Here is a 24692-nt window from a genome sequence, read left to right as displayed (position 1 = left end):
ACTCCTCAGACGGGCGAGATTCAGACCTTGGTGCGCACCGAACCGCCGGACAGGACATGATCGGCCCAATTGGCCAGGCGGGATCGGTCGATCTTCGAATTGTGGCGGATGTCGGTCGGGAACGTGGGAGCGACGAGGACAGCGGTGAGGTCGTGCCCCACGACCTCTGCAACCAGCTCACGCAGCCGAGACGTCAGGTCCAACGGAGCCAGACCTGGGGCGAGATCGGTTCCTTCAGCGTCGAGGACGGCCACCAGCGACTGTGTTCCCGCCGGACCGATGCCCACGATCGACGAGCGGCTGACCTGCGCATCGGAATCGATGAGCGCTTCGAGACCGCCAGGTCCCACCGGTCCGAGAGGTGTGGTGACCACATGCTGCAGACGGCCTTCGAGCCAGACTCGTCCCTCGGCATCGATATGGCCGATGTCGTTCGTCCGGTGCCAGGTCCGACCGTCGAGGTCATCGCGAGCCGAGTCTGCCGTGGTGGCCCAGAGGTTGTCGTAGCCGGACTTGATGTGGGCGGCGCTGACGACGAATTCACCCAAACGGCCCTGCGCAGCGCTGCCCTGTTCCAGCACGTCTGCGGACGCACCGGTGTCATCAATCGGTGCCAATGCCAATTCGACGCCGTCGATGGGGCGGCCCACGCACACGCCGAGGTTGGGTGTGGCATCGGCGGCGGCCACACCGGCACGGTCGATGTCGGTGAGCAAGAGGCCCTCGGTCATCCCATACGGCGAATGGATGCTCGCGTTCGGGAACACCTCGGCGATGGAATCCATCAGCTCCATAGGCACGGGCGCCCCTGCGGAGAGCACAAGTTCGACCCGTGCGCACGCGGCCTTCTGCTCCTCATCCAGCTCAGCAGCAGTGGCCGCGACGTTCTTGTACGCGGCAGGGGAGGCGAAGACCATGGTCGAATGACCGGCGATTATCGCATCGGAGATGGCGCTGGCGGTCAGCGTCTTCGGTTTGGTCACGGACATGTCCGGAGTCACCGAGGTGGCCCCGATGGCCGGTCCCAGAAGGGCGAAAGGTGGGAAGCCGGCGACCAAGCCGGTGCCTTCGCGCACGTCGAAGACTCGGGTCAGCACCGCCGCGAGTGCGGAGATGTCGCCGTGGGTGTAGCGCACACCCTTGGCCGGTCCCGTCGACCCGGAGGTGAAGAGGATCGCCGCATCGTCGGTGGCTGCCGGGAGGGGCAGCTGCGCGTGGTGGGTGGTGCGCGAGAGCGCGGTCAGGCTGGTCTCGACCTTGAACAGCTTGGCCGCCACCGTGCCCAGTGGGGACACTGAGATGCGGCGGCCGGGCCAGTTGAAGGCACGGGCGAGACCGAGTCCCGGCAGCTCTCCGATGATCCACTGCGGATCCGCCGAGGTGGTCGCCCGGGTCATGCCCTTCGGTCCCAGTCCGGCGTCGGCGACGACGGCGACCGCGCCGACCTTCAGACAGGCGTAAAGGGCTGCGGTGAGGTTGTTGCCGGGCGGGACGAGCATGGAGACGCGATCGCCGGGGCGCACGCCGAGTTCGAGCAGTCCGTTGGCGATGCTCGTCGTCACATGCCAGAGGTGGCGCCAGGTGATCTGCTGCGCCGGGTTCTGGGCGAAGTCCACCGAGGCGATCGATTCGTCATCGTGGCGTGCGTCGAGGATCGCGGTCACCCCGCGCGCAGGGGCCGCGGCAGACTCGTCCTTCGAAGCGGGTGCGCGCTTTGCTGTGGCCTCGTTGTCTGCGGCCGATGAATCCGAAGCGGCGTCGGCTCCAGCACCGCGAGCAGGGAACTGTGTCCGCAGCCAGTCAGTGACGACACCGGCCACATCGTAGTCCTCGCTGACCAGGTGTGAGCCCAGCTCGAAGCGGTGCACATCGGCCTGGGACAGACGCTGACGCAGGTCACGCAGATAGCGTTCCAGGAAGACCGGGTCCTTCGGTCCCCACACGAGGAGCGCAGGATGATCGAAGGCCGCGATATCGGCGCCCACACGCTGCAGCTCGGAATAGGACGGGTGGTTCTCATCGACGGGGATGTCGGCGACGAAGCCGCCGATCCCGTGGCGTCGGGAAGAATTCTCATACGGGGACCGGAAGGCGTCCTTGATCTCGGGATCGAGATCGCCGAGGCTCATCGTCACCCGCAGGAATCCGTCCGTGACCACGGTGGCAGTCGGGAGCATGGGCCCGGCCAGTGTGGCTCGCAGCGGTGCAGGGATCGGCGCATCCTCAGGTTGGCGGACGGCCGTGTTGAGGCTGATCGAAGCGGAGACGAGGTCGGTGTTGCGTGCCGCCCATCCCAGGGACAGGACGCCGCCCCAGTCATGTCCGATCGTCACGATCGGATGATCGGAGGACGCGGCGCTGTCTGTGGGTGCGGCACTGCCGGCTGCCTCGGCGAGGAGGGGCGTGACGACGGCGTCGAAGTCGTCGATGCGCTGGGACATGCGGCGCACCTCGGCGCCGTGGGGAGTCGGCAGCGACTCATGGGCCAATCGTTCGGAGTAGCCCATGTCGAGCTGATCGGGGGCGATGAGCCGCCACACGCGACCGCCGGCGCGAGCCGTGTCCACGGTCGCCTGGGCAAGGTGTCGCCACAGGTACGACCAGGTCGGGTTGCCGTGCAGGGCAAGGATCGTGCCGCTCGGTTCGAGCCCTTCGGCACGGAGTACCTCAATGGTGTCGAGGACGTGGAAGGAATGCGGTCCCGCGGGTGTCGTGGCCTCGACGATTCGGGACCAGGCGGGGTCCCACTCGGGCAGCTTCGGGGGAGCCTGAGCCGGCCGTGCAGGAAATCTCATTGAACCTCTACCACTCGATTTCGGTCATTGCGGTGTTGAGCCCGGATCCGACTCCCATACACAGGATCCGATCGCCGGGTTTGAGGCTTGATGCCTCACGGGCGAGCGTGATCGGCAGGGATGCCGGTCCCACATTGCCCAATTCGGGATAGGTGACCGGAATTCGCTCGGAGTCGAGATTCGCGGCCTTCTTGATCGAGTTCACGTGTACGTCGGAGACCTGATGCATGACGTAGCGATCCATCTCGCGCCAGTTCCAGCCGTCCTCATGGGCTTCCTCCCACGCGGCGACGACGAGTTCCATACCACCGGCCAGCAGACCCTTGGTGTCGGTGAACATGCCGTTATGATCGCCCACGCACAGTGCGTGATGCTGGGTCGCGGCGCGGGTGATGCCGCCGAGGATGCGGTGGCCTTCCGGGTGTTTGTCCGCCGGTCCCAGGACCGCGGCGGAGGCGCCGGATCCCAGTGTGAGGGAAGCGAACTCGTTGAGGTATTCCTCACGGCTGATGCCCTCTCGGGTGAGCCGTCGCAGGGTAGCCTCCTGGACTCGGGAGGCGTCTTCGCCAGCGACGACGAGGGCGTATTCGATCTGCCCCGCGTCGATCATGCTCGCGGCCAGGGTCATGCCGTTGACGAACCCGAGGCAGGCGTTGGCGATGTCGAAGTTCATCGCCTGAGAACCAAGACCGATTCCGGCGTGAACGCCGACGGCTACGGAGGGCTCTAGGTGTTCACGCGTGACAGAGGTGTTGACCATCAGTCCGATGGAGTCGGGGGAGACCCCCGACTCTTCCAGGGCCTTCTTACCTGCGGCGATCGCACCGTCGGCGAACTGACTCGGCTGATCCCAGTTGCGCCGGGCATAGACACCGGCGACACGCTGGAGGAGTCCAGTGGGCAGGTTGAGGGTGGACAGGGTATCGGCGAGGCGCTCGTCGAATTCTTGAGAGGTCACTTCGTTCGGGGCGAGGATCTCGGTCAGGCCGAGAAGCGCCACGTTCGAGTGCCGGAATGTTGCGTTGCCATTCGCCAATTGAGGTTCTCATCCCTTTGCGGGTTGTGCGTCGTCTGCTGAGGGCCGATGCGACGCACCTTTGAGGCGTGCCACGACGGAGGAAGTCCGGAGACTATCTTATATCCCTCAGGCTGAATAGTTACTTAACGAGTGAACCAGGTGAAACCGTCGTAGGCCATTCCGGTCGCGCAGAGGACCGCGATCCCGGCCAAGATGATCGACGTCACCGTGTGCGAAACCTTCGAGGACTGGAAGCGAACGGCCCGCGAATGGGACATAGGACGGTCGGTGACGAAGCGTCCGAACTGGACGAAGATGCGCCAGTCCATGACGTCGATGAGGGACTTCGCCGCCAGTGTGAAGACGATGATGCAGCCGATGCCCATGAGGAGCAGGAAGATGAAGCCCATGAACCCGAATTCGCGGAAGAAGTCGACGACGCGGTCGGCGATGGCAGTGGCGAAGCCGGTGAACCCTTCGCTGAAGGGCAGCGCGTCGAAGGAATCGGTGATGCGGCCCAGAGTGAAGCCGTCGCGTTCGGTCCGCTCTGCGCCGATGAACATGGCGACAGCGGCGGCCAGGGCCACGAGGAGGTTGATGATCGTGATCGTCGAATTGTCGGGCCAGAATTCGAGGGACTTCAGCGTGTAGGTCGACGCCAACGCCACGCAGATGATGGCGCCGGCCAGGGCGCCGACCGTGGCGGGAAGGAGCAGATTGTTGAAGAACACGAACGCGATGACGGCGATGAGGGCGGCGCCGAAGATATAGGTGAACACCGCCAGCGTGTCACCGTTCGAAGAGGTGGCCGCGCGACGGTTCGCTTCGACCATCTGCCCCGACTGCCCGATATTGTCCCGCAGTTCTGCTTTCGTGGCACGCGTATCGGTGTCGGCTCCGGTCGCGGGCAGCACGCGGGTCTCGTCCTCGGGTATGCCGTAGAAGCGGTTGGGCTGATCATAGGCCTGCGTCGACTGGTTGTACGCCCGAGTCGACGGGTCGTAAGAGCCGCCTCGCGGTCGAGCCCCCGGGCCGGTGCCCTGCTGGCCATAGCCCGGCTGACCGTAGCCGCCCGGGCCGTAGCCCTGCTGCTGTGGCGCCTGTCCGGCCTGGGGTCGACGCTGCGGAGCCGGCTGCCATCTGCCGATCCGAGACGCGATGAGGTAGACGATGAGGACGACGAGTGCCGCGAGGACTCCGATTGAGATGCTGGCGCCGAGCTCGCTCATGAGGGACTTCCTGGGGATGGACAATGATGGTCGTGTGCTCAGTCTATGGAGGAACGGAGCGGTAATCACGTTCACACAGATGTCGTGCCGCGACTGTAGGGTGAGATCACGACCTGACCCGAGCTCTCAAGCAGTGGGGTCCGCCCAGCATTCGAAGGAGAATCGCGATGAGCAACGCCCAGGCATTCACAACAGCGGCCATGCCCCTTGACCAGCAGATCGTCCTTGTCACAGGTGCCGGACGCGGGGTGGGATCATCGATTGCGAAGGCCTTCGCACATGAGCAGTCAGCGCTCGTCATCAACTACCGCTACTCCGCTGAAGCAGCCGAGGAACTCGCCGAGGCGGTCCGTGCTCGCGGTGGGCGTGCAGTGGCGATCGAGGCCGATGTCACCGACTCACGCGCCGTCGACGCCCTGTTCGCCGCCGCGCACGCCGAATTCGGCGCTCCTGTGTCGACGGTGGTCAACAATGCTCTCGTCGACTTCTCCTTCAACGGAGAGGAGCGGCAGCCGGCAGACGAAATCGACTTCTCCGATTTCACCGACCAGTTCCGTGGAGCCGTCGGGGCCGCGCTCAACACCGTGCAGGCAGCGATGAGTGGATTCCGCGAGATCGGATCGGGACGCGTCATCAACATCGGGTCCAACCTCGTGCAGAACCCCGTCGTGCCCTACCACGACTACACCGCGGCCAAAGCCGCTCTGCTGTCGCTGACCAGGACCTTCGCCAAGGACCTCGGACCCTCGGGAGTCAGAGTCAACATGGTCTCCGGTGGGCTGCTGCGCACGACCGATGCCTCCTCGGCGACTCCGGAAGAGGTCTTCGACCAGATTGCGGCGCAGACTCCGCTGGGCCACGTGACAACTCCGGAGGAATTCGCCTCGGCGGTGGTGTTCTTCGCATCCCCGGCTTCGCGGGCGGTGACGGGACAGAACCTCGTCGTCGACAACGGTCTGGTGATGGGCTGAGGCGACTGGGGTCACACTCGGTCGAGGAACGCCAGACTGCGGTCGAGGAGCAGCTGTGCGCTGTCCTCACGGTAGTCATCGACCAGTGGGTCGCTGAACAGATGGCTCCCGCCGGGGTAGAGGAAATACTCCGCCCGTGCTCCCGCTCGCGCGGCCGACTCCATCAGAGTCTGCGGCGCACCTGAGTCTCTCCACTCATCATCGACGGAGAAGTGGATCTGGACGGGCACATTCCCCTGCCACCGAGTCGGCTTGGGGAAGCCGCCGCCGTGGAAGAGGAGCGCACCGCGTGCACGCGAATCGTTCTTGCCCATCTGCTGGGCGATGCCGGCCCCGAGTGAGAGACCGGCGAAGACGATCTCATCCGGCAGATCAGCACATGCCGCGGCAACCCGGTCGACGAGCTGCGAGAACCCGACCTCCTGTGAGTGACCGACCCCCGCCTCGGCGGTGGTGAACGTCCGTCCCTCGTAGAAGTCGGGGGTGACGACGGTGTGCCCGGCGGCGGTGTAGCGACCGGCGATGGCTTCCATACCGGGAGTCTTGCCCAGTGCGGAATGGAGCAGAACGAGGGTTGTCATGGCTGTCTCCTGTTTCGTCAGTTGAATGCAGCCGAGCCGCATCGCGACAGACGTCGCAGCGGCTCGGCTGCCTCAGCGGCCGTGGCTCATGTGTCTCAGCGGCTGTGACCGTGTGGAATGGCGAAGGAATCGGCGCGTGCCGTCGCCCAATCATCGGCCCACGAATCGGGAGCCCCGTTGAGCAGTTCGCCGGGCTTGAGCCAGTCGTAGAGTCGGGCATAGGACCACGACTCGGACGCCGAGACATTGCGGCGCAGCATGGTCGGCTCCAACTCATCCGGGTGCGTTGCCCCCATCGAAGCCATCAGGCGCACAGCCTCGGCGACGGTGCCCTCGTGGTAGTTCTTCACTCGGGTCGACTTATCGGGCACATCGATGGCACGTGCCCGGCGAGGATCCTGCGTGGCCACGCCGACGGGACATTTGCCCGTGTGGCAGGCCTGGGCCTGGATGCAGCCGACGGCCATCATCATGGCGCGGGCGGAATTCGTGAAGTCCGCGCCCTGGATGAGGCGTTTGACGATGTCGGAGCCGCTCGCGATCTTTCCGGATGCGCCGATCTTGATCCGGTCGCGTAGACCCGAACCCATGAGCGCGTTGTGCACGATCATCAGGCCCTGCGTCAGCGGCAGGCCGACATGGTCCTCGAACTCCAGGGGTGCTGCGCCCGTGCCGCCTTCGGAACCGTCGACGATGATGAAGTCGGGGGTGATCCCGCTTTCGACCATCGCCTTGCAGATGGCGAGGAATTCGGTGCGCGAGCCCACACAGAGCTTGAAGCCGGCAGGTTTACCGCCGGAGAGCTCACGCATCTTCGCAATGAACTGCAGGAGTTCGATCGGTGTGGAGAACACGCTGTGGTTCGGTGGGCTGATACAGGTCTTGCCGACGGGGATGCCGCGGATCTCCGCGATCTCTTCGGTCACCTTCGTGCCGGGGAGGACACCGCCGATGCCGGGCTTCGCGCCCTGTGAGAGCTTGAGAGAGACCATTTTGACCTGTGGATCCTGGGACTTCTTGGCGAAGATGTCCGGATCGAAAGTACCTTCGGGGGTCCTGGCGCCGAAGTAGCCGGTGCCGATCTCCCAGATCAGATCGCCACCGAATTCCTGGTGGTAGGGCGAAATGGATCCTTCTCCGGTGTCATGGGCGAAGCCACCCATGGCGGCACCCTTGTTGAGTGAGCGCACCGCGTTGTGGCTCAGTGATCCGAAGCTCATGGCCGAGACGTTGAGCAGGGAGATGTCATAGGGCTGGGTGCAGTCCTCACCGCCGATGCGCACGCGTGGGGGAGTCGGAGAGTTGGTGATCGGAACCGCGGAATGCATGAGGGCCTCATAGCCCGTGCGGTTGACGTCGTGCTCGGTGCCGAAAGCATGCTCGGAGTGCTTGCCCTTGGATCGTTCGTAGATCGTCGTACGGGTATCGCGGCTGAACGGGCGGCCGTCCCAGTTGCGTTCGATGAAGTACTGCTGAATCTCGGGACGGATCGATTCCAATAGGAACCGTGCATGGCCGGCGATTGGATAGTTGCGCAGAATCGAATGTTTCTTCTGGGTCACGTCCCAGGCGGCAAGGGCGCCGAGCCCGAGGGCTGAGACGGCTGCGGCGGCACGAGCCATCTTCCTTCCAGTCGAGTGACCGGTGACCAGATGAACCCTGGGGAACTTATTTTGCATTGAGCCTCCTCGGTCGGTACTTGATGCGAGCCTAGACCGAGAACGCGGGGATTTCAGGAAAGGGTGGGCTAAATTTCAGAACAGCTGCGCCAGCAGTGCCGGGAGCAGCGAATCGAGCTGGAGCGAATAGCCGACGATGAGGAGGAACCCGGTGGTGATCCACGCGGCTTCCTTTCCGGTCTCATAGCCACGCAGGTGAGCACGGTTATAGCGAAGACCGCCGGCCATGACGATGACGAGGTCGACGATCCACCACAGGCCCAGCCCGCCCAAGGTCAGAAGCTTGAGCCCGCCGGTGGCGAAACGTCCCGTGTAGAAACGGTCGGCGCCGAGGAATCCTAATGCCAGTGACAGGATCCAGGTGACGAGGAAGGAACGGTTGGCGCGCTCCGGTGCGGCTTCGGCCTCAGCATCCGGTCGGTTCCGCCAGTCCGGTTGGTCCCGTTGGGCAGAGGAGTCGATGGGAGGCAGGTCGGGGGCCAGAGATGGCACGGACATGGTGTGCTCTTTCTCGTGCTTGCCGCTCTCCGTGATGCGATCGAAGCGATGCGGAGAGCCGGGGGATGGGCGTCAGGTGGGGGACCTGAGTACAGCCTAGGAAACCCATGGGTGTGAGCGCATTGGGGTTTTCCCCAATGTCGACATAGCGTTGGTTCCATGAGCACAGGTGAACCGAGCGCGACGAGTACTCGGCGAACCATCGTTGCAGTCTTCTTGGCTGGAGTCTCGGTCTTCCTTGTCCTCTACGAGACGCAGGGGCTTCTCCCCGCCATCCGCGGTGCCTACGACATCGACGCTCCGACTGCGAGTCTCACGGTCTCGGCCACCAACGTCGCCATGGCGGTATTTCTCATCCCGTTCTCCATGCTCGCCCCGCGTATCGGGCATGCCAGACAGATCGCCGGCGGCGTGGTCCTGGCCGCGCTGCTGGCACTCATTCTGCCCTTCATGCCGAGCCCCGAACTGCTCATCGCCGTCCGCTTCCTCCAAGGTGTGGCGATCGCTGCGGTACCGGCCACCGCGATGGCCTATCTGTCGCTGCGCCTGCCGGCGGCGGCGCTGCCCGGAGCGATCGGCGTCTACATCGCCGGCAACACGATCGGTGGACTCTCCTCGCGGCTGCTGACCGGTCTTGCCGCGGAGATCCTCGGCTGGCACGGCGGACTGGCGTTCACCGCAACAGTGTCCCTGCTCTTCGGACTCATCGTCGTCTGGCTGCTCCGCCACGACCTCTTCACGACGTCGAAGTCCGAAGCCGCTCGGGCGGCTGCCGAGGCTGAGCCGAAGTCCTCGGCAGCCGCGCAGCCCTCGGCTGATGCGCACACCGCATCACCACCTCGGCGAGCGATCATTCCACTGGGATCGGGGCTGTGGCGGATCTATCTCACCGGATTCCTCTGCATGCTCGTCTTCGGCGGGTCCTTCACGATGCTCGGCACCCGGCTGCAGCAGGATCCCTGGCGACTGAGCGAAGGCGCGGTCGCCCTGTTCTTCCTCATCTACCTCGTCGGCACCGTCGTCACCACGTATTACGGCCGACTGGCCACGAAACTCTCGCGCACCTCGCTGACGCTGATCGGGATGGTCACGGCGCTCATCGGTGCCGGGCTCACCCTCGTGGACTCCTTGAGCGTGATCATCATCGGCATGTCCCTGCTCACCGGCGGTTTCTTCCTCGGGCACACGGGCGCGTCCGCGGCCGCCAGCGCTTCACGACCCGGCGTCGACTCGACTCGCTCGGCGGCCATCTACCTCACCGTCTACTATCTGGGCACCAGCCTGGGCGCCTGGCTGTCGGCGGTTCTGTTCACCGTTTTCGCGTGGCCGGGCGTGGTCGTGATGTGCATGACCTCATTGTTCGCCGTTCTGATCTTGACGTTGAGCGGGGCTTCGATAGGGTTCAAGAAACGCAGCTGATCATTCGTTCAGCTTAAGAACCGGAGGACTTCATGCCCCACGCAGCACATTCGAACGTCACCTATACGATCGACCGGGGCGTCGCCCATGTGGAGATCGACCGCGCCGAGAAGCTCAACTCACTGACCAGAGAGGTGTTCGAAGACCTCGTCGAGGTCGGCCTCGCGCTCAGGGAATCGACTGAGGTCAGGGCCGTCGTGCTCTCCGGCCGCGGGCGGGCGTTCAGTGCTGGCCTGGACTTCACCGAGATGTCCAGGCTCGCGGAGGACGGCACTGCAACCACGTCGGCCGCCGAGGCTGGGGCTGGGTCTGCAGCAGCGACCGGCGGTGCCGTCGACGTCGGTGAGCGTCTCGGATCGGCTCGGGCGCTGGCGCAGAAGGCCGTGCATGTGTGGTCGCTCATCGAGGTGCCCGTCATCGCGGGGATCAGGGGCCCCGCGCTCGGCGGTGGGATGCAGATCGCGCTGGGTGCCGACATCCGCATCGCTGGCAAGGACGTTCAGCTGTCGCTGATGGAGATCAAGTGGGGGATCATCCCGGACATGTGCGGGACTCAGCTCCTGCCGCGCCTGGTCGGACCCGGAATGGCGAAGAAGCTCATCGCCACAGGTGAGGCCATCGGAGCCGAGGAAGCCCTGCGGATCGGTCTCGTCGAAGAAGTCGCCGAGGACCCGGTCGAGCGAGCCCTTGCGCTCGCCGCCGACATCGCCGGAAAATCACGCTCGGCGCTCGTCTGGGCGAAGAAGCTCGTCGATCTCTCCTTTGAGGCCGACCTGGCCACTGGCCTCGATGCCGAGCAGGAGGCGCTCGCCTCACTCATCGGCACCGACGAACAGCGCCAGGTCGTACAGGAACGTCTGGCCGCCATGGCCAAGCGATCGAAGGGCTGACGAACAACGGGCTGACGAACAGTGGGCCGGCGGGCAGCGGTTCAGCTGTGACGTTGGGCTGCAGTTCAGCCGTGTTTGCCGGGGAACTCCGGGCGGACCGGGTCGATGTTCCGGTCGGATCCGACCGCCTCGGCGACGGTGGCGAAGGTGTCGAGTTCGCGCAGGAGCACAAGTGTCGGACGCATCAGTTTGAGACGTTCCTCGGCCTCGGCGGTGAGGAGTTCGCGCACCGACATCCATTCGCTCGAATGTGCCTCGGTGGTCTGATGATGGGCTGACTCAAGGACGCGGCCTGCGAGCACGTAGAAGTAGGTGTCGAAGCGTTTCGGCCGTCCGACCGGGGTGACCCAGTTCGCCCACGGCTTCAGCCCGGAGGGATCGAGCACGGCTCCGGTCTCCTCTTCGACCTCACGCACGGCGGTGGCCAGCAGGACGCGCCACCCATCGCTCACCTCGGCGATGGTGGAATCCTTCCACGCCGCCTGATGACTCTGCGGGTCGGGGACCTCGATGGATGCTGCGGTCTGCTCATCGATGGGATCGACGCGACCGCCGGGGAAGACGACGACACCGGCGGCGAAGTCCATCGTCGACACGCGATGCTGGACGAAGACCTCGAGTCCGGTGCTGCCATCGCGGATCATGAGCACGCTCACGGCGGGCTTGATCGGCACCGCGCTCGGATCGGGCACATCGGGGCCGCGGCTGGAGGAGTCGGCGAGGTCCGAACGGTCGGACCCCTCGGGGGAGATATCTCGAATCACTGTCAGCACCCTCGCTTCTGTGTCTGGTCGTCACCTCCCATTATGACGCTGAGGACTGCACCGGGCGGAGGCGGGGTGCGGTAGGGCCCGGTCGGGGAGGTGCCGGGGCGATCAGCTGAGCGAACATGCGGCAGGATACGATGGAACCAGAGCAGAACGACGGCGAATTTCTCAGGTCGACTTGAGCGCTGGAGTTTAAGAATCGGCGCACGGCACCGGGCGTCGAGAGCCCGCAGACCGGAAGAGTGCGGAAATGAGCGGACTGGAGATCTATCCTTTCTTCACGATCGACCAGGCGTGGCCCAACTGGCTGATATTCACGCTCCTGACTGTCGATATGATCATCCGCATCGTCGCTCTGGGCTGGATTCCGCACAACCGCAGACCTTCTGTCGCCCTCGGCTGGCTGCTCGCGATCTTCCTCCTCCCCTACCTCGGAATTCTCGCTTTCCTGCTGCTCGGCTCCGCCAAGCTGCCGAAGCGGCGGCGGGACAAACAGCTGCTTGTCAACGACATCTTCCGTGATCAGACCGATGACCAGGCGATCATCGGCGACTTCGCCCACATGCCCGAGCCTCTGAGCACAGCGGCACAGCTGAACTACGATCTGGGTGCTCTGCCGATGACGCATGGCAACTCCTTCGAGCTCCAGACCGACAACCACGCGTGCATGGAGGCGATGGCCGATGAGATCGACGCGGCCACGAGATTCGTCCACTTCGAGTTCTACATCGTCGCCATCGATGACACGACGAGGCGGCTCCTCGAATCGCTGCTGGCCGCGCATGAGCGCGGGGTGGAGGTCCGAATCCTCATCGACCATCTGGGCTCACTGGGATATCCGGGCTACTCGGAGCTGGTCAAAAGGCTCAACTCCTCCGGAGTGGCATGGCGTCGAGCCCTGCCGATCCGCCCCTGGAAGGGCGAGTACCAGCGGCCCGATCTGCGCAACCACCGGAAGATCCTCGTCGTCGACGGATCCGTCGCCTTCACCGGCTCCCAGAACATCATCGACCGGTCCTATAATAAGCGACGCAACCGGCGGAAGGGCTTCCAATGGATGGACCTATCGCTGAAATGCACCGGCCCAGTCGTCGATGAACTCGATGCTGTCTTCATCACGGACTGGTATTCGGAGACTGGAGAGTTCTTCGAAGAATCGTCCGAAGGAGAACTTCAGGCTCCGCAGAACGGTGGCATCCAGGCGCAGGTGGTGCCCTCGGGGCCAGGATTCGAAGATGAGAACAATCTGCGCCTGTTCAACCACCTCATCTACAACGCGAACCGCAGCGTCGTCGTCTGCTCACCGTACTTCGTGCCCGACGAATCGCTCATGCATGCGCTCACGACCGAGGCCCGGTCCGGAGTCGACGTGCGCCTGTATGTGGGAGAGACAAGCGATCATTGGGTCACGCAGCGGGCCCAGCAGTCCTATTACGCCGATCTGGTGCGGGCCGGAGTCCGGATCTTCTTGTATCACGCACCTACCGTCCTGCATTCGAAGTTCCTTCTCATCGACGATGAAGTCTCGATCATCGGGTCTTCGAACATGGATGAGCGCTCGTTCGCAATGAACATGGAGGTCACCATGTTCATCGTCGACAAGGAATTCACCCAGCGCATGTATGACCTCGAAGCGGAGAAATATACTCCGAACTCCGTCGAGCTCGACGCAGACGAGTGGAACGATCGACCGCTGCTGAACAAGTATGTAGAGAACGTCGCCAGGCTCACGAGCTCGCTGCTGTGAGTTCGTGATCGCGTGATGGACTGCGCCGGACATGACAACGTTCCCGCACACTGATCCAGTGTGCGGGAACGTTGTCGCCTACCGCCGGCGGCTGCAGGACAGTCGCCGAGCGGGTCAGCCGCCTATCTGCGTAGGCGAGAGCCTCGGTGCGAGGGTCTCAGATAAAGATATTCAGGCGTCTTCGGAGAGCCCGGATGGGCCTTCGTCGTCGATGTCGCGCATGGGATCAGCGATGACATCGTCCTTGACCTCTGGGCCACCAGCGGACTTGCTGCCTGATGTGCCGGCGGACTTATTGCCTGCAGCGCTTGCGCCGGTTCCGGCGGCTCCGGTGCCGGTTGAACCGGATCCTGCTGCGGAGTTGACCTTGTCGGCTGCGGTCTGGACAGCATCGGCGACGGCTGGCGACTTGTCGCGAATCGACTGGTTGGCCTTTTCGACGGTGTCCTGCACTCGCGGATCGGTCCAGAGATCCTGGGCCTGGGCCTTGAGCTTTTCGTAGCTCTGACGCCCGGTGCGTGATCCGAGTACGTAACCGACTCCCAGACCAGCCAGGAGAATCAAACGCTTCTTCATCTTCCTGCTCTCCTTTTCAGCTTGCCGTGACTGCATTCGACACTGTCGAGTGCTCAGACCAACGTTGAGCGTCGGTCGATTGCCTCGGTATTGTGCCCTGGTTCTCCACCTTATACTGCAGATGGTTCCGGAGTGAAAGAATATCGTCTCAGATTTGTGGAGTGGATACAGTTTTTCGGCGCTCAGCTCACCGTCGGCTGCTGCTGCGTGATGCAGTGGATTCCGCCTCCCCGGGCATAGAGTTCGCGCGCATCGACGCCGACGACCTTGCGTCCCGGGTACACCTTCTCAAGCACGGACACCGCCTCGGCGTCCATCGGGTCGTCGAAGGTGCAGGCGATGACCCCGTTATTGGTGACGAGGTGGTTGACGTAGGAATAGTCGACCCAGCCCTCATCATCGCGCAGCACCTCAGGAGCGGGAATCGCCACGATCTCGAAGGGCTGTCCCTCGGCAGTGGTCTCCGCGGTGAACTGGGTCTTGAGCGCCTGAGAGAATTCGAAGTCCGGGTGTTCGGGATTGCGCTGATCGTGGATGAGGACGACCCCGGGGCTGGGCATGGCTGCGACGATGTCGACGTGACCGCGGGTGCCGAAGGTCTGATTGTCGCGGTGGAGGCCGTGCTCGAGCCAGATGACCTTCTTGGCCCCGATCGTGCGGGCGAATTCGGCTTCCACATCGGCCTCGGTCAGGTCGGGGTTGCGTCCCGGATCCAACTGCACGCTGCGCGTGGCCAGCACGGTGCCCTGCCCGTCGACGTGGATTCCGCCGCCTTCGTTGCGCAGTTGGGAATCGATGATCGGGACTCCGGCCTGGTTCGCAACGTAGCGGCCGATGTGCTGATCGTGATCCCACGTCGCCCACTCCTGAGCGCCCCAGCCGTTGAAGACCCAATCCACTGCGTGCAGCGCTCCGTCGTCGTCGACGACGAAGCTCGGACCGATATCGCGCATCCAGGCGTCGTCGAGTTCGGCATTGACGACGGTGATCGGATGAGTGATCCCCTCGCCGAGGTGGTGGCGGGCATTGTCTGTCTGCGACGTCGAGACGACGACCGTCACCGGGGTGAACTCGCTGGTGGCACGTGCCACTGCGGCCCAGGTGCGGCGGGCCGCCTCGGCCTCTTCCTCGGTGTCGCCTAAGGCGTAGCCGGAGGACGGGAACGCCATCCAGATGCGATCGTGGGCAGCTGTTTCCGCGGGCATGTGAAACGTCATCGTTCATCCCTTCGAGTCTGACTGGTTTGTCCCGAGTGTAGCGAGGTTCTGCGCTTGGAGGTCAACGGATTCCGCACCACCCCGGGCGGTGAAAGATGAGCCCGTATAGTCTGGCGTGGAGGACAGAGCGCCTGGAAATGAGGGCTTTGACGCGCCATGGGAGGCAACACGTGGAACAGCAGGATCTGCAGGAATTGTTCGGTCGGACTGGGACCGGTCCGCTCGCGGGAGTGGTCGTCGCCGACTTCTCACGTGTGCTGGCAGGGCCCTACGCGACGATGATGCTTGCCGACCTCGGTGCCACGGTCATCAAGGTCGAGGGCAGGGCCGGTGACGATACACGGCACTGGGCGCCACCTCGGCGAGGCGATGATGCGACGTATTTCCTCACGGCGAATCGGAACAAGCAGTCCGTGGTCCTCGATTTCAAGGACGAGGAGGAGCTGGGCCTGGCACAGGAGCTGGCGCGGCGAGCCGACATCCTGGTGGAGAACTTCAAGGCCGGGGGACTGGCGAAGTACGGGCTCGACTATGACACCGTCAAGAGCGAGAACCCGAGCATCATCTATGCCTCGGTGACCGGATTCGGGCGCGACAACCCGCAACCCGGCTACGATCTGCTCATCCAGGGACTGTCCGGTTTCATGAGCGTCACCGGATCGCAGGAATCGGGCCCGGTGAAGGCCGGTGTGGCCGTCGTCGACGTGTTCACCGGTCTGCACACGACGGTCGGAATCCTCGCGGCGCTGGCCCACCGCAAGGACACCGGCGAGGGCCAGCTGGTGGAGACGAACCTCTTGTCCTCGGCGCTGTCGGGGCTGGCGAACCAGACCTCGGCGTATGTGGCCGGCGGCGTCGTTCCGCAGGCCATGGGCAACGCCCATCCGAGCCTCTACCCCTACCAGCCGATGCCCACGGCCGAGGGCCAGATCATCATCGCCGTCGGCAACGACAACCAGTTCCGGTCGCTGGCCGGTGAGCTGGGCCATCCCGAATGGGCCGAGGATGAACGCTTCGCGAACTTCTCAGACCGCAACGAGAACCGCGCCGAACTCGAGCCCGAACTCATCGAGGCATTGAGCCAGAAGACGAACCAGGAATGGTTCGACATCCTGTCCGCAGCCGGCCTGCCGTGCGCCCCGATCAACACAATCGCCCAGGGCGTCGACCTGGCCGCCTCGATGGGACTCGAGCCCGTCGCCGAGGCGGGGGCCGGGGATCGTGTGATCCCGACGGTGGCCAACCCGATCCGCATGTCTGAGACGCCTCCCAGCTACGATCTGGCACCACCGCAGTTGGGGGAGAGCACCGAAGCGGTCAAGGACTGGCTGCGCATCCGACGCTGAGAGCAGTCATTTCACCGTCATGGGCTCAGTCATGTCGGCAGTCATGCCTTCGGTCATGTTCTGAGTCGTGTTCCGAGCTATGTCCAGTGGTGTCCGGGCTGAACTTCCGGATTCACTGACGTACCCTAGAGTCTGTATGAATGCACCCTAGTCACTGGGGAGATCCTGAGCAGTCCATTTCTGGTCACGGCGGATTTCGCGTAGTGGCGCACCAGATTCCAGGACTGAGATGGACACAGACAAGACTGAGACGAATGCCGTCAAGCGGCCGGTCGTCAAACGCGTGCTGATGGTTGTGGCCATGCTGCTGACCGCGTTTCACCTGCTCGCAAGCTTCCTTTGGATCGCTCCGTCGTCGACGGCGCGGGAGGTGATTCCGGGGAACCTTCTCTCCGAGTACATGATCCCACTGTGGGGCCAGTCGTGGAGCGTCTTCGCTCCCGAGCCGATCAACGGTGACTACTACTTCGATGTTCGCGCGGTCGTGAAGACTCCTGACGGTGGTGAAGAGGTCACGGATTGGGTGCGCGCCACCGACGTCGAACTCGACCATTCGACCTACAAGCTGTTCCCACCCCGCTCGGCCGGGCTGGGTGTCGGGGTCGCCTCTGACATCAAGGGGTCGTGGGAGGACCTTCCCAACGACCAGAAGGCGATCGTCAAGCTCGATTACTTCAAGGGCTCTGACTCCGTTGACCGCCTGACGTCGAAGTTGGGAGAGTACGACGATCCCGATAACGCCGTCACCGGATACCTGAAGAGCGAGCACCTGGCTACGGCCTATGCGACGCAGGTGGCCAAGGCGATCTGGGGTGAGGACGTCCAGCGCGTCCAGTACCAAGCGGCCCGACAGAATGTTGTGCCGTTTGCGCAGCGCAACAACGGCGACGCGAAACGGCCGAAGATCCAGCCGGTGCCGGTCGGGTGGCGAGCACTGGTGACCGAACCACACCAGTCCGATGAGGAGTTCGCGAAGTACTTCTGTGCCTCCGACAAAGTGAGGTGCGCAGGTGAGCAGTGACAGGAACACTCGGGTCAAAGGTGAAGAGATCGACGTGGACGAAACAACCTCGGAGAAGGCCGTGTCCAAGAAGAAGCTGAGCTCTGAGTCGGGGGCGACCTCTGATTCGGCGACCTCTGATTCGGCGGCCTCTGATTCGGCGGCCGATTCCCATTCGGCGACAGATTCCCATTCGGGTGCGACTTCCTCTTCGGGAGTGGATTCCCATTCGCGGGCGGACTCGAACGAACGTATTCCAGTCACTTCCCGCGTACTGGGCAAGATCTCTCAGGGCTGGGATTGGCTAGAGGAGATGCTCACCGGTCGCTTTCACGCGACCTACGGCCTCGCGGTGACCCGTATCCTCATCGGCTTCACCGGACTCGGGCTTCTGCTGACGAACTTCAACGCCCGGCACTATGCCTTCGGCGTGGGCAGCGCCTGGAACGGCGAGATCGCTGAACCCAAGAGCGACTTCCCGAACATCTGGCTGTTCTCACTCTTCCACCGTGCAGTGACGAATCCGCCGCTGTTCACCGCCATGATCCTCGGTCTGGCCATACTCGCCGTCGTCATCATTCTCGGCTGGCGGACTCGCATCGTTCTGCCGTTCTATCTTGTCCTGTGGGTCAGCTACATCGAGCTCAACGACGGGGCCGGCGATCAGGGCGACAATGCGTATCGCATGTTCATGATCGCCATGCTCTTCGCAGACACCACCCGCCGGTGGTCACTGGATGCCAGGCGCAAGAAGAAGCAGAACCTGAAGTTCCCCGAGACCGATGGCGGCAGCTTCCGCTGGGTCCTCATCATGGCCAACAACTTGGCGATCGTCGTGCTGGCCTTCCAGGTCTGCGCGATCTACATGTCGGGTGGTCTGTACAAGGCCGGCGGCGCTGCTTGGCAGCACGGATTCGCGGTGTACAACCCGTTGCACACCCAGCAGTTCGGAACCTGGCCTGTGCTCTCGGATCTCATGACCGCCTGGGGGCCGATGGTTGTGGCCATCTCCTGGGGCTCGGTTCTGTTCCAGTGCGCGTTCCCATTCATGCTGTTCAACAGGTACACGCGAATCGTGGGGCTGGTGGGTATCCTCTCCTTCCACCTGGGAATCGCCTTGTTGATGGGGCTGCCCTGGTTCTCGCTGACGATGATCGCCGTCGACGCCATCTTCATCCGTGATCGCAGCTTCGAAAAGGTCCACAGACTCGTGAGCCGCTGGTGGACGTCGACGACCGAGGGCATGGAACGCGCGAAGGTGAAGTCCTCGAGCTGACCGCGTACACGCCGCTCGGTCGTAGCACCCACTGTTCGTGAGCACCCACTGTTCGTGAGCGAAGTCGGAATATCAACTGTCGAAGTCAGGCTGAGCTGGTTTGCAACCAACTCAGCCTGACTTCGACTGTTGCGAGGTGCCTGCACACCCCGCTTCGGCTGCGCACACGACCGATCCGCGCCGTCACAACGCCGCGACCCGGCGTTGCACCCCACGCGCCCAGCGCATCGATGGCGCCCTAACTGCTCGCGGAGTGCATCCCGTCTGCTTCAGTCTGCGGAACAGTACACAGGTTGCAACCCGTGTACTGTTCCGCGAACTGATGCGTTTCTGTAGTTTGAACGCTGTCAGAGGGCACCAACGCTACGGGCGCCTCACAGCACCCCGCGGAGTATCACCGCTTCGGGCGCAGCTCCAGACCGGTGGTCTCCGGGTCCTCGGGCAGGCCGATGACGATGTCATCGCCGTCCTGCACATCTCCGGAAAGCAGTGCGCGGGCCAATTTGTCCCCGATCTCGCGCTGGACCAGCCTGCGCAGCGGCCTGGCACCGAAGGCGGGATCGTAGCCCTCGAGAGCGAGCCAGTCCTCGGCGGAATCGGTGACCTCCAGCGTGATGCGCCGTTCGGTCAGGCGAGACGCCAGCCGTTGGATCTGCAGGTCGACGATCGAGGACAGCTCCTCGGTGCTCAGTGCGTCGAAGAGCACGATGTCATCGAGGCGGTTGAGGAACTCGGGCTTGAACGTCGAATGCACGATTCCCAGCACCGCGTCCTTCTGCTCCTGGGTGCTCAGTGACTTGTCGACGAGGAACTGTGACCCCAGGTTCGAGGTCAGGATGAGGATCGTGTTCCGGAAGTCGACCGTGCGCCCCTGACCATCGGTGAGTCGACCATCGTCGAGGACCTGGAGCAGGATGTCGAAGACACTCGGGTGTGCCTTCTCCACCTCGTCGAGGAGGACGACGGAGTACGGGCGACGGCGCACAGCCTCGGTGAGCTGGCCACCCTCGTCGTAGCCGACATAGCCTGGAGGGGCACCGACGAGTCGCGAGACTGTGTGCTTCTCGCCGTACTCGCTCATATCGATGCGGATCAGGGCCTTCTCATCGTCGAAGAGGAAGTCCGCGAGGGACTTCGCGAGCTCCGTTTTGCCCACGCCGGTGGGGCCCAGGAACAGGAACGACCCTGTTGGACGGTCCGGGTCGGCGATGCCGGCACGCGAGCGACGGATCGCATCGGAGACCGCGCCCACAGCACTCTTCTGGCCGATCAGACGTTTGCCCAGCACATCCTCGGCGCCCAGCAGCTTCTCGATCTCACCCTGCATCAGGCGTCCCGCCGGGATGCCCGTCCAGGAGGAGACGACCTCGGCGATGTCGTTGCTCGAGACCCGGTCGCTGACCATCGGATCGGTCTCGGTCTCCGCATTGGCCTCCTCGGCCTCGGCGAGGTCGATTTCCTTCTGCACGGCAGGGATCTCGCCGTAGAGAAGACGTGAGGCGGTCTCCAGGTCGGTGTCGCGCTGAGCCTTGTCCGCCTGCGAACGCAGCTCGTCGAGCTTCGTCTTGAGCTCACCGACCCGGTTGAGGCCGGCACGCTGGGATTCCCAGGTGGCCTCGAGCCCGTGCAGCTCCTCTTCCCGATCGGCCAGATCTGCACGCAGGGCGCTGAGGCGCTCGATCGACGCCGTGTCCGTTTCCTTCGACAGGGCCATGTCCTCCATCTTCAACCGGTCCACGGCGCGACGGAGCTCATCGATCTCGACCGGTGCCGAGTCGATCTCCATGCGCAGGCGGGACGCGGCTTCGTCGACGAGGTCGATGGCCTTGTCCGGCAGCTGGCGGCCTGTGATGTAGCGATTGGACATCGCGGCGGCTGCGATCAGGGCGCCGTCGTTGATCGAGACCTTGTGGTGGGCCTCGTAGCGTTCCTTGAGTCCGCGCAGGATCGCGACCGTGTCCTCGACACTGGGTTCGCCCACGTAGACCTGCTGGAATCTGCGTTCCAGGGCCGGGTCCTTCTCGATGTTCTCGCGGTACTCATCGAGGGTGGTGGCACCGACGAGGCGGAGTTCACCGCGGGCGAGCATCGGTTTGAGCATATTGCCCGCATCCATGGCGGAGTCTCCGGTGGCGCCGGCACCGACGACTGTGTGGAGCTCATCGATGAACGTGATGATCTGGCCATCGGCGTTCTTGACCTCCTCGAGGACGGCCTTGAACCGCTCTTCGAATTCGCCGCGGTACTTCGCACCGGCGACCATGGCTGACAGGTCCAGGCTGATCACGGTCTTGTTGCGCAGTGACTCGGGCACGTCGCCGGCCACGATCCGCTGGGCCAGTCCTTCGACAACGGACGTTTTGCCGACGCCGGGTTCGCCGATGAGGACCGGGTTGTTCTTCGTCCGGCGCGACAGGACCTGGATGACCCGTCGGATCTCCTTGTCGCGTCCGATGACCGGGTCGAGTTTGGCCTCCCGGGCCGTGGCGGTGAGGTCGACGCCGAACTTCTCCAGGGACTGCATCGTGTCCTCGGGATTCTCCGAGGTGACCTTCTTACCGCCGCGCAGTTCGGGCAGTGCCGCCAGCAGGGCATCACGATCGGCACCGCTGTGACGCAGCGCCTCACCTGCGCCGTCCTTGCCTGCGGCAGCCGCGAGCAGCAGGTGCTCGGTCGAGACGAACTGATCGCCGAGGCTCGTCATCTCCTCCTGCGCGAGGTTCATCATCTCGAGGCCGGAGCGGGAGAGTCCCGGCTGGGCGACGGTCTGCCCGCTGACTGTGGGAAGGTCGTCGATAGTCTTGCGGACCGCGGTCAGGACGGTCCGCGGATCGGCACCGACCTTCGTCACCAGGTTCGAGGCCAGCGAGTCCGGCTGATCCAGCAGTGCTGCGACCAAGTGGGCAGGTTCGACCTGATTGTTCCGCCTGGCCACGACGTCGTTGATCGCTGACTGCAGTGTCTCGCGTGATTTGGTTGTCATCTGTGCGTCCATGCGCATCTCCTTCACAAGTGTTCCGTGAACAGTAATTGCTCTCGAAGAGTTCAACACCAACAAAGTTGAGTCTATTCCACTCAACTTTAGAATATTCAGAGAATCGACGTCACCTCAGCACGCGTCTCACGGCACGCACATCGCGATGCTGACCCGTAGCGCCCGCGTCACCGCAGCAACACGGACTGGAGATCGAATCGGCGCAGCACCCTGTCGGCGATCTCCGGATCGGTACCGCGTTCGCGTCGGGCCTTGAGCACTTCCGTGCGGGCGGACTGCAGTGCCTTGGTCTGCACCTTCGCCATGACCTCCCGGTGCTCCCGCAGCGTCGTCGCCTGTTCAGAACTCGCCTGATCATCTGAGGTTCCCAGCAGCTGGGCATACAGGACCTTGAACCTGGCTCGCAATGGTTCGGCGACCTCATCGGGCAGGGAGTCGTCGTTCTTGATCTGGTGGAGGGCCGCCTTGTACGCCCGCGCCGCGATGTCCTTCGTGGCTTGGCGTTCCTTCTCCGCCTCATCGTCGATGCCGAGGACGTTGACGATAGTGGGGAAGGTGAGCCCCGCCAGCACCAAGGTGACCAGCAGGATCAAGGCTGCCGCGACGAGGATGTAGGAACGGCCGGGGAACGGTTCGCCGGCTGCGGTGGTCGCCGGAATCGACAGGGCCAGTGCGATCGTGGCCAATCCGCGCATCCCACCCCAGGTCATCAACGTGGCATCCCTGATGTTCAACGGCGCCGCATCCGGATCGTCTTCTCTGCTCTTGTTCTCCAGGACGGTCCCGATGAGCAGCCAGCCGAATCGCACTGCGATGACGATGACCGCGATGCCCAGACCGACGAGAACGGCCCGGCCTAGGTCGGCATGTTCGGATTCGACGACCATGCGCAGGTCGAGGCCGATGAGGCCGAAGGCGATGCCGGTGATGAGCATCTCGAGGACCTGCCACGTCGATGCCTGGGTGACGCGTTCGGCAGAGTTGCCTTCGACATCGCGCCGGCGCACCTCGAGCGCAGCCACGACGACGGCGATGACGCCGCTGGCGTGGAGGTGTTCGGCGATGAGGTAGACCCCGAAGGGCAGCATCAGCATCAGCGAGGACCGGGCGATCGTGTGGTCGATCTTCTCCATCACCCACCACACGATGAACACGACGACGAGGCCGACGGTGATGGCGACGACAGCGGAAAGCAGGAAGGACAGAACCAGATGTCCGAAGTTCACCTCGGTGCCGGACATGGCCGCGGCCATCGCGGTCTGGAAGATCACCAGGGAGGCCGCATCGTTGAACAGTCCCTCGCTTTGCAGCGTAGACATGATCCGCCGAGGTATCGACACGGTTCCAGCGACCGCATCGACGGCGACAGGGTCGGGTGGAGCGAGCATGGCTCCCAGTGCCACCGCGGCGGCGATGGTGATTCCGGGGATCAGGAGGACAGCGGTCCCGGCCACGGCCGCCACCGTGACCCCGACGAGCGCGACGGCCATGCCCAGGATCGTGCGCCAGCGGATGGCGAAGAGAGCCCAGGAGGTCTTCTGTGCGGCCGCGAACAGGAGGGGCGGCAGGAACAGGGGCAAGATGAGTTCGGGTTCGATGGTGATGTCGGCGAATGTGGGGATGAAGGCGCCGGCGATGCCGATGACGACCATAAGTGCAGGCCAGGGGAGACGCAGCTTCTGTCCCAGGCCAACGACCACGCTGGTCGCGGCGCCGAATCCGATGATCATCAGCAGGGTCGTCATGGCCGTCTCCTCGGTCTGGGTGGCATGTGCCGCGCACCGCAGCATTGGCATCGATGTCAGAGAACATCGTCTGCTCGAGGGGCGCCTTGCAAGGACTTCGAAAGAAATCCCTCTCAGGTTTCCGCGCCGGACCAACGATATTTTGGCAGAATGCTGTTATGTCTGACTCAATTGTATTCTCACTCTCCGACGACGCGGTCGCGACGATTGTGATCAACGAACCGGAGACTCGGAACGCGCTGTCGCGTTCGGTGATGAATGAGCTCATCGACACCCTCGCCGAGGTGGGGCGGCGCACCGATATCCGTGCAGTCATCCTGGCCACCGCAGGACACGTCTTCAGCTCCGGCCATGATCTCAAGGAGATCAGCGGGGCGAAGCTGGAAGTGCAGCAGGAGACCTTCGCCGTCTGTTCACAGCTGATGCAGCTCATTCAGTCGATCCCGCAGCCGGTTATTGCCCAGGTCCAAGGCGTGGCGACGGCGGCAGGGTGCCAGCTTGTCGCCAGCTGCGACCTGGCGGTGGCGGCGCAGTCGGCTCGGTTCGCGACACCGGGTGTGAAGATCGGTCTGTTCTGCTCCACGCCCATGGTGGCTCTGACTCGTGCGGTGCCGGCGAAGACGGCGATGCGGATGCTGCTGACCGGAGACTTCCTCAACGCCGCCGATGCCCTGACGCACGGTCTGGTCTCCGATGTGGTCGCCGATGACGAGTTGGAGGCAGCGACCGTAGAACTGGCACGGAAAGTCGCGTCCGCCTCGTCGGCTACAGTGGCAGTAGGCAAAGCAGCGTTCTATGAACAGCGTGATCTGCCTGTGGCTGACGCCTATGCGCACATGTCAGAGGTGATGGCGCGCAACGCCGTCGCAGCCGATGCGCAGGAGGGGATCGACGCTTTTCTCAGCAGAAGAGAGCCTCAGTGGCAGCATCGGAACTGACAGTG

General features: G+C 63.8%; 19 protein-coding genes. 8 read left to right on the top strand and 11 right to left on the bottom strand.

Annotation, left to right across the window (positions count from 1 at the left end; translation table 11 throughout):
- Positions 1 to 20 precede the first annotated feature (20 nt).
- The 3 genes from INT40_RS07680 to INT40_RS07670 form a co-directional block, all read right to left on the bottom strand.
- A complete protein-coding gene (locus INT40_RS07680; protein WP_193071548.1) occupies positions 21 to 2795 on the bottom strand; it encodes an alpha/beta fold hydrolase in 2775 nt (924 codons plus the stop codon).
- A 7-nt stretch (positions 2796 to 2802) separates the two neighbouring features.
- Positions 2803 to 3831 (bottom strand): 3-oxoacyl-ACP synthase III, encoded by a 1029-nt coding sequence (locus tag INT40_RS07675; RefSeq protein ID WP_101571506.1) that lies wholly within the window; start codon positions 3829 to 3831, stop codon positions 2803 to 2805.
- 125 nt (positions 3832 to 3956) lie between these two features.
- The gene (locus INT40_RS07670; RefSeq protein ID WP_101571504.1) at positions 3957 to 5042 is read right to left on the bottom strand and encodes a hypothetical protein; all 1086 of its coding nucleotides are present in this window, start codon (positions 5040 to 5042) and stop codon (positions 3957 to 3959) included.
- Between the two features lie 167 nt (positions 5043 to 5209).
- Here INT40_RS07670 and INT40_RS07665 point away from each other — a divergent pair, with 167 nt between their 5' ends.
- Positions 5210 to 6013 (top strand): 3-oxoacyl-ACP reductase, encoded by an 804-nt coding sequence (locus INT40_RS07665; protein WP_219618859.1) that lies wholly within the window; start codon positions 5210 to 5212, stop codon positions 6011 to 6013.
- Between the two features lie 11 nt (positions 6014 to 6024).
- Here the strand turns inward: INT40_RS07665 and INT40_RS07660 are convergent, their stop codons facing one another.
- From INT40_RS07660 to INT40_RS07650, 3 genes are all read right to left on the bottom strand, one after another.
- Entirely contained in the window at positions 6025 to 6594 is a 570-nt protein-coding gene (locus tag INT40_RS07660) for a dienelactone hydrolase family protein (RefSeq protein WP_101571502.1), read from the bottom strand.
- A gap of 95 nt (positions 6595 to 6689) precedes the next feature.
- A complete protein-coding gene (locus INT40_RS07655; RefSeq protein ID WP_193095852.1) occupies positions 6690 to 8273 on the bottom strand; it encodes an FMN-binding glutamate synthase family protein in 1584 nt (527 codons plus the stop codon).
- A 75-nt stretch (positions 8274 to 8348) separates the two neighbouring features.
- Complete coding sequence (locus INT40_RS07650) at positions 8349 to 8771, bottom strand: TM2 domain-containing protein (RefSeq protein WP_101571498.1); 423 nt, start codon at positions 8769 to 8771, stop codon at positions 8349 to 8351.
- 159 nt (positions 8772 to 8930) lie between these two features.
- On the opposite strand from INT40_RS07650, the gene INT40_RS07645 reads away from it, so the two are divergent.
- Positions 8931 to 10190: an MFS transporter gene (locus INT40_RS07645; protein ID WP_193095851.1), complete on the top strand. Its 1260-nt coding sequence runs from the start codon at positions 8931 to 8933 to the stop codon at positions 10188 to 10190.
- Positions 10191 to 10222: 32 nt separating this feature from the next.
- Entirely contained in the window at positions 10223 to 11080 is an 858-nt protein-coding gene (locus INT40_RS07640; protein WP_193095850.1) for an enoyl-CoA hydratase-related protein, read from the top strand.
- A gap of 65 nt (positions 11081 to 11145) precedes the next feature.
- Here the strand turns inward: INT40_RS07640 and INT40_RS07635 are convergent, their stop codons facing one another.
- A complete protein-coding gene (locus tag INT40_RS07635; protein ID WP_193095849.1) occupies positions 11146 to 11844 on the bottom strand; it encodes an NUDIX hydrolase in 699 nt (232 codons plus the stop codon).
- 253 nt (positions 11845 to 12097) lie between these two features.
- Between INT40_RS07635 and cls the strand changes: the two genes are divergently transcribed.
- A complete protein-coding gene (gene cls, locus INT40_RS07630; RefSeq protein WP_101571492.1) occupies positions 12098 to 13594 on the top strand; it encodes a cardiolipin synthase in 1497 nt (498 codons plus the stop codon).
- A 171-nt stretch (positions 13595 to 13765) separates the two neighbouring features.
- Here the strand turns inward: cls and INT40_RS07625 are convergent, their stop codons facing one another.
- Positions 13766 to 14170, bottom strand: coding sequence for a YtxH domain-containing protein (locus INT40_RS07625; RefSeq protein WP_193095848.1), 405 nt, complete (start codon positions 14168 to 14170; stop codon positions 13766 to 13768).
- A gap of 182 nt (positions 14171 to 14352) precedes the next feature.
- The gene (locus INT40_RS07620; protein ID WP_226830937.1) at positions 14353 to 15375 is read right to left on the bottom strand and encodes an agmatine/peptidylarginine deiminase; all 1023 of its coding nucleotides are present in this window, start codon (positions 15373 to 15375) and stop codon (positions 14353 to 14355) included.
- Between the two features lie 182 nt (positions 15376 to 15557).
- On the opposite strand from INT40_RS07620, the gene INT40_RS07615 reads away from it, so the two are divergent.
- The 3 genes from INT40_RS07615 (at position 15558) to INT40_RS07605 (ending at position 19009) form a co-directional block, all read left to right on the top strand.
- Positions 15558 to 16733, top strand: coding sequence for a CaiB/BaiF CoA transferase family protein (locus INT40_RS07615; protein ID WP_101571486.1), 1176 nt, complete (start codon positions 15558 to 15560; stop codon positions 16731 to 16733).
- A 229-nt stretch (positions 16734 to 16962) separates the two neighbouring features.
- On the top strand, positions 16963 to 17754 hold the full coding sequence (locus INT40_RS07610) for a DUF5819 family protein (RefSeq protein WP_193071543.1): 792 nt from the start codon (positions 16963 to 16965) through the stop codon (positions 17752 to 17754).
- Entirely contained in the window at positions 17744 to 19009 is a 1266-nt protein-coding gene (locus tag INT40_RS07605; RefSeq protein ID WP_319021960.1) for an HTTM domain-containing protein, read from the top strand. The genes INT40_RS07610 and INT40_RS07605 overlap by 11 nt, the downstream gene beginning before the upstream one ends.
- Before the next feature lie 394 nt (positions 19010 to 19403).
- Here the strand turns inward: INT40_RS07605 and clpB are convergent, their stop codons facing one another.
- The gene (gene clpB, locus INT40_RS07600) at positions 19404 to 22004 is read right to left on the bottom strand and encodes an ATP-dependent chaperone ClpB (protein ID WP_193095846.1); all 2601 of its coding nucleotides are present in this window, start codon (positions 22002 to 22004) and stop codon (positions 19404 to 19406) included.
- 167 nt (positions 22005 to 22171) lie between these two features.
- The gene (locus INT40_RS07595) at positions 22172 to 23749 is read right to left on the bottom strand and encodes a Na+/H+ antiporter (protein ID WP_101571710.1); all 1578 of its coding nucleotides are present in this window, start codon (positions 23747 to 23749) and stop codon (positions 22172 to 22174) included.
- 158 nt (positions 23750 to 23907) lie between these two features.
- Between INT40_RS07595 and INT40_RS07590 the strand changes: the two genes are divergently transcribed.
- Positions 23908 to 24687: an enoyl-CoA hydratase gene (locus INT40_RS07590; RefSeq protein ID WP_193095845.1), complete on the top strand. Its 780-nt coding sequence runs from the start codon at positions 23908 to 23910 to the stop codon at positions 24685 to 24687.
- The last annotated feature ends 5 nt before the right edge of the window (positions 24688 to 24692 follow it).

Origin of the sequence: Brevibacterium sp. FME17, from assembly GCF_014897515.1 — a bacterium.
Classification (GTDB): domain Bacteria; phylum Actinomycetota; class Actinomycetes; order Actinomycetales; family Brevibacteriaceae; genus Brevibacterium.
Note: the sequence above shows the minus strand (reverse complement) of the source record. Positions and strands in the feature narration are given on the sequence as shown.

Excerpts from the sequence above, each read along its gene's own strand:
- clpB (WP_193095846.1), bottom strand. The coding sequence starts at position 22,004 with ATGGACGCACAGATGACAACCAAATCACGCGAGACACTGCAGTCAGCG.
- INT40_RS07650 (WP_101571498.1), bottom strand. The coding sequence starts at position 8,771 with ATGTCCGTGCCATCTCTGGCCCCCGACCTGCCTCCCATCGACTCCTCT.
- INT40_RS07665 (WP_219618859.1), top strand. The coding sequence starts at position 5,210 with ATGAGCAACGCCCAGGCATTCACAACAGCGGCCATGCCCCTTGACCAG.
- cls (WP_101571492.1), top strand. The coding sequence starts at position 12,098 with ATGAGCGGACTGGAGATCTATCCTTTCTTCACGATCGACCAGGCGTGG.
- INT40_RS07640 (WP_193095850.1), top strand. The coding sequence starts at position 10,223 with ATGCCCCACGCAGCACATTCGAACGTCACCTATACGATCGACCGGGGC.
- INT40_RS07625 (WP_193095848.1), bottom strand. The coding sequence starts at position 14,170 with ATGAAGAAGCGTTTGATTCTCCTGGCTGGTCTGGGAGTCGGTTACGTA.
- INT40_RS07590 (WP_193095845.1), top strand. The coding sequence starts at position 23,908 with ATGTCTGACTCAATTGTATTCTCACTCTCCGACGACGCGGTCGCGACG.
- INT40_RS07595 (WP_101571710.1), bottom strand. The coding sequence starts at position 23,749 with ATGACGACCCTGCTGATGATCATCGGATTCGGCGCCGCGACCAGCGTG.
- INT40_RS07655 (WP_193095852.1), bottom strand. The coding sequence starts at position 8,273 with ATGCAAAATAAGTTCCCCAGGGTTCATCTGGTCACCGGTCACTCGACT.
- INT40_RS07670 (WP_101571504.1), bottom strand. The coding sequence starts at position 5,042 with ATGAGCGAGCTCGGCGCCAGCATCTCAATCGGAGTCCTCGCGGCACTC.
- INT40_RS07620 (WP_226830937.1), bottom strand. The coding sequence starts at position 15,375 with ATGCCCGCGGAAACAGCTGCCCACGATCGCATCTGGATGGCGTTCCCG.
- INT40_RS07660 (WP_101571502.1), bottom strand. The coding sequence starts at position 6,594 with ATGACAACCCTCGTTCTGCTCCATTCCGCACTGGGCAAGACTCCCGGT.
- INT40_RS07645 (WP_193095851.1), top strand. The coding sequence starts at position 8,931 with ATGAGCACAGGTGAACCGAGCGCGACGAGTACTCGGCGAACCATCGTT.
- INT40_RS07610 (WP_193071543.1), top strand. The coding sequence starts at position 16,963 with ATGGACACAGACAAGACTGAGACGAATGCCGTCAAGCGGCCGGTCGTC.
- INT40_RS07680 (WP_193071548.1), bottom strand. The coding sequence starts at position 2,795 with ATGAGATTTCCTGCACGGCCGGCTCAGGCTCCCCCGAAGCTGCCCGAG.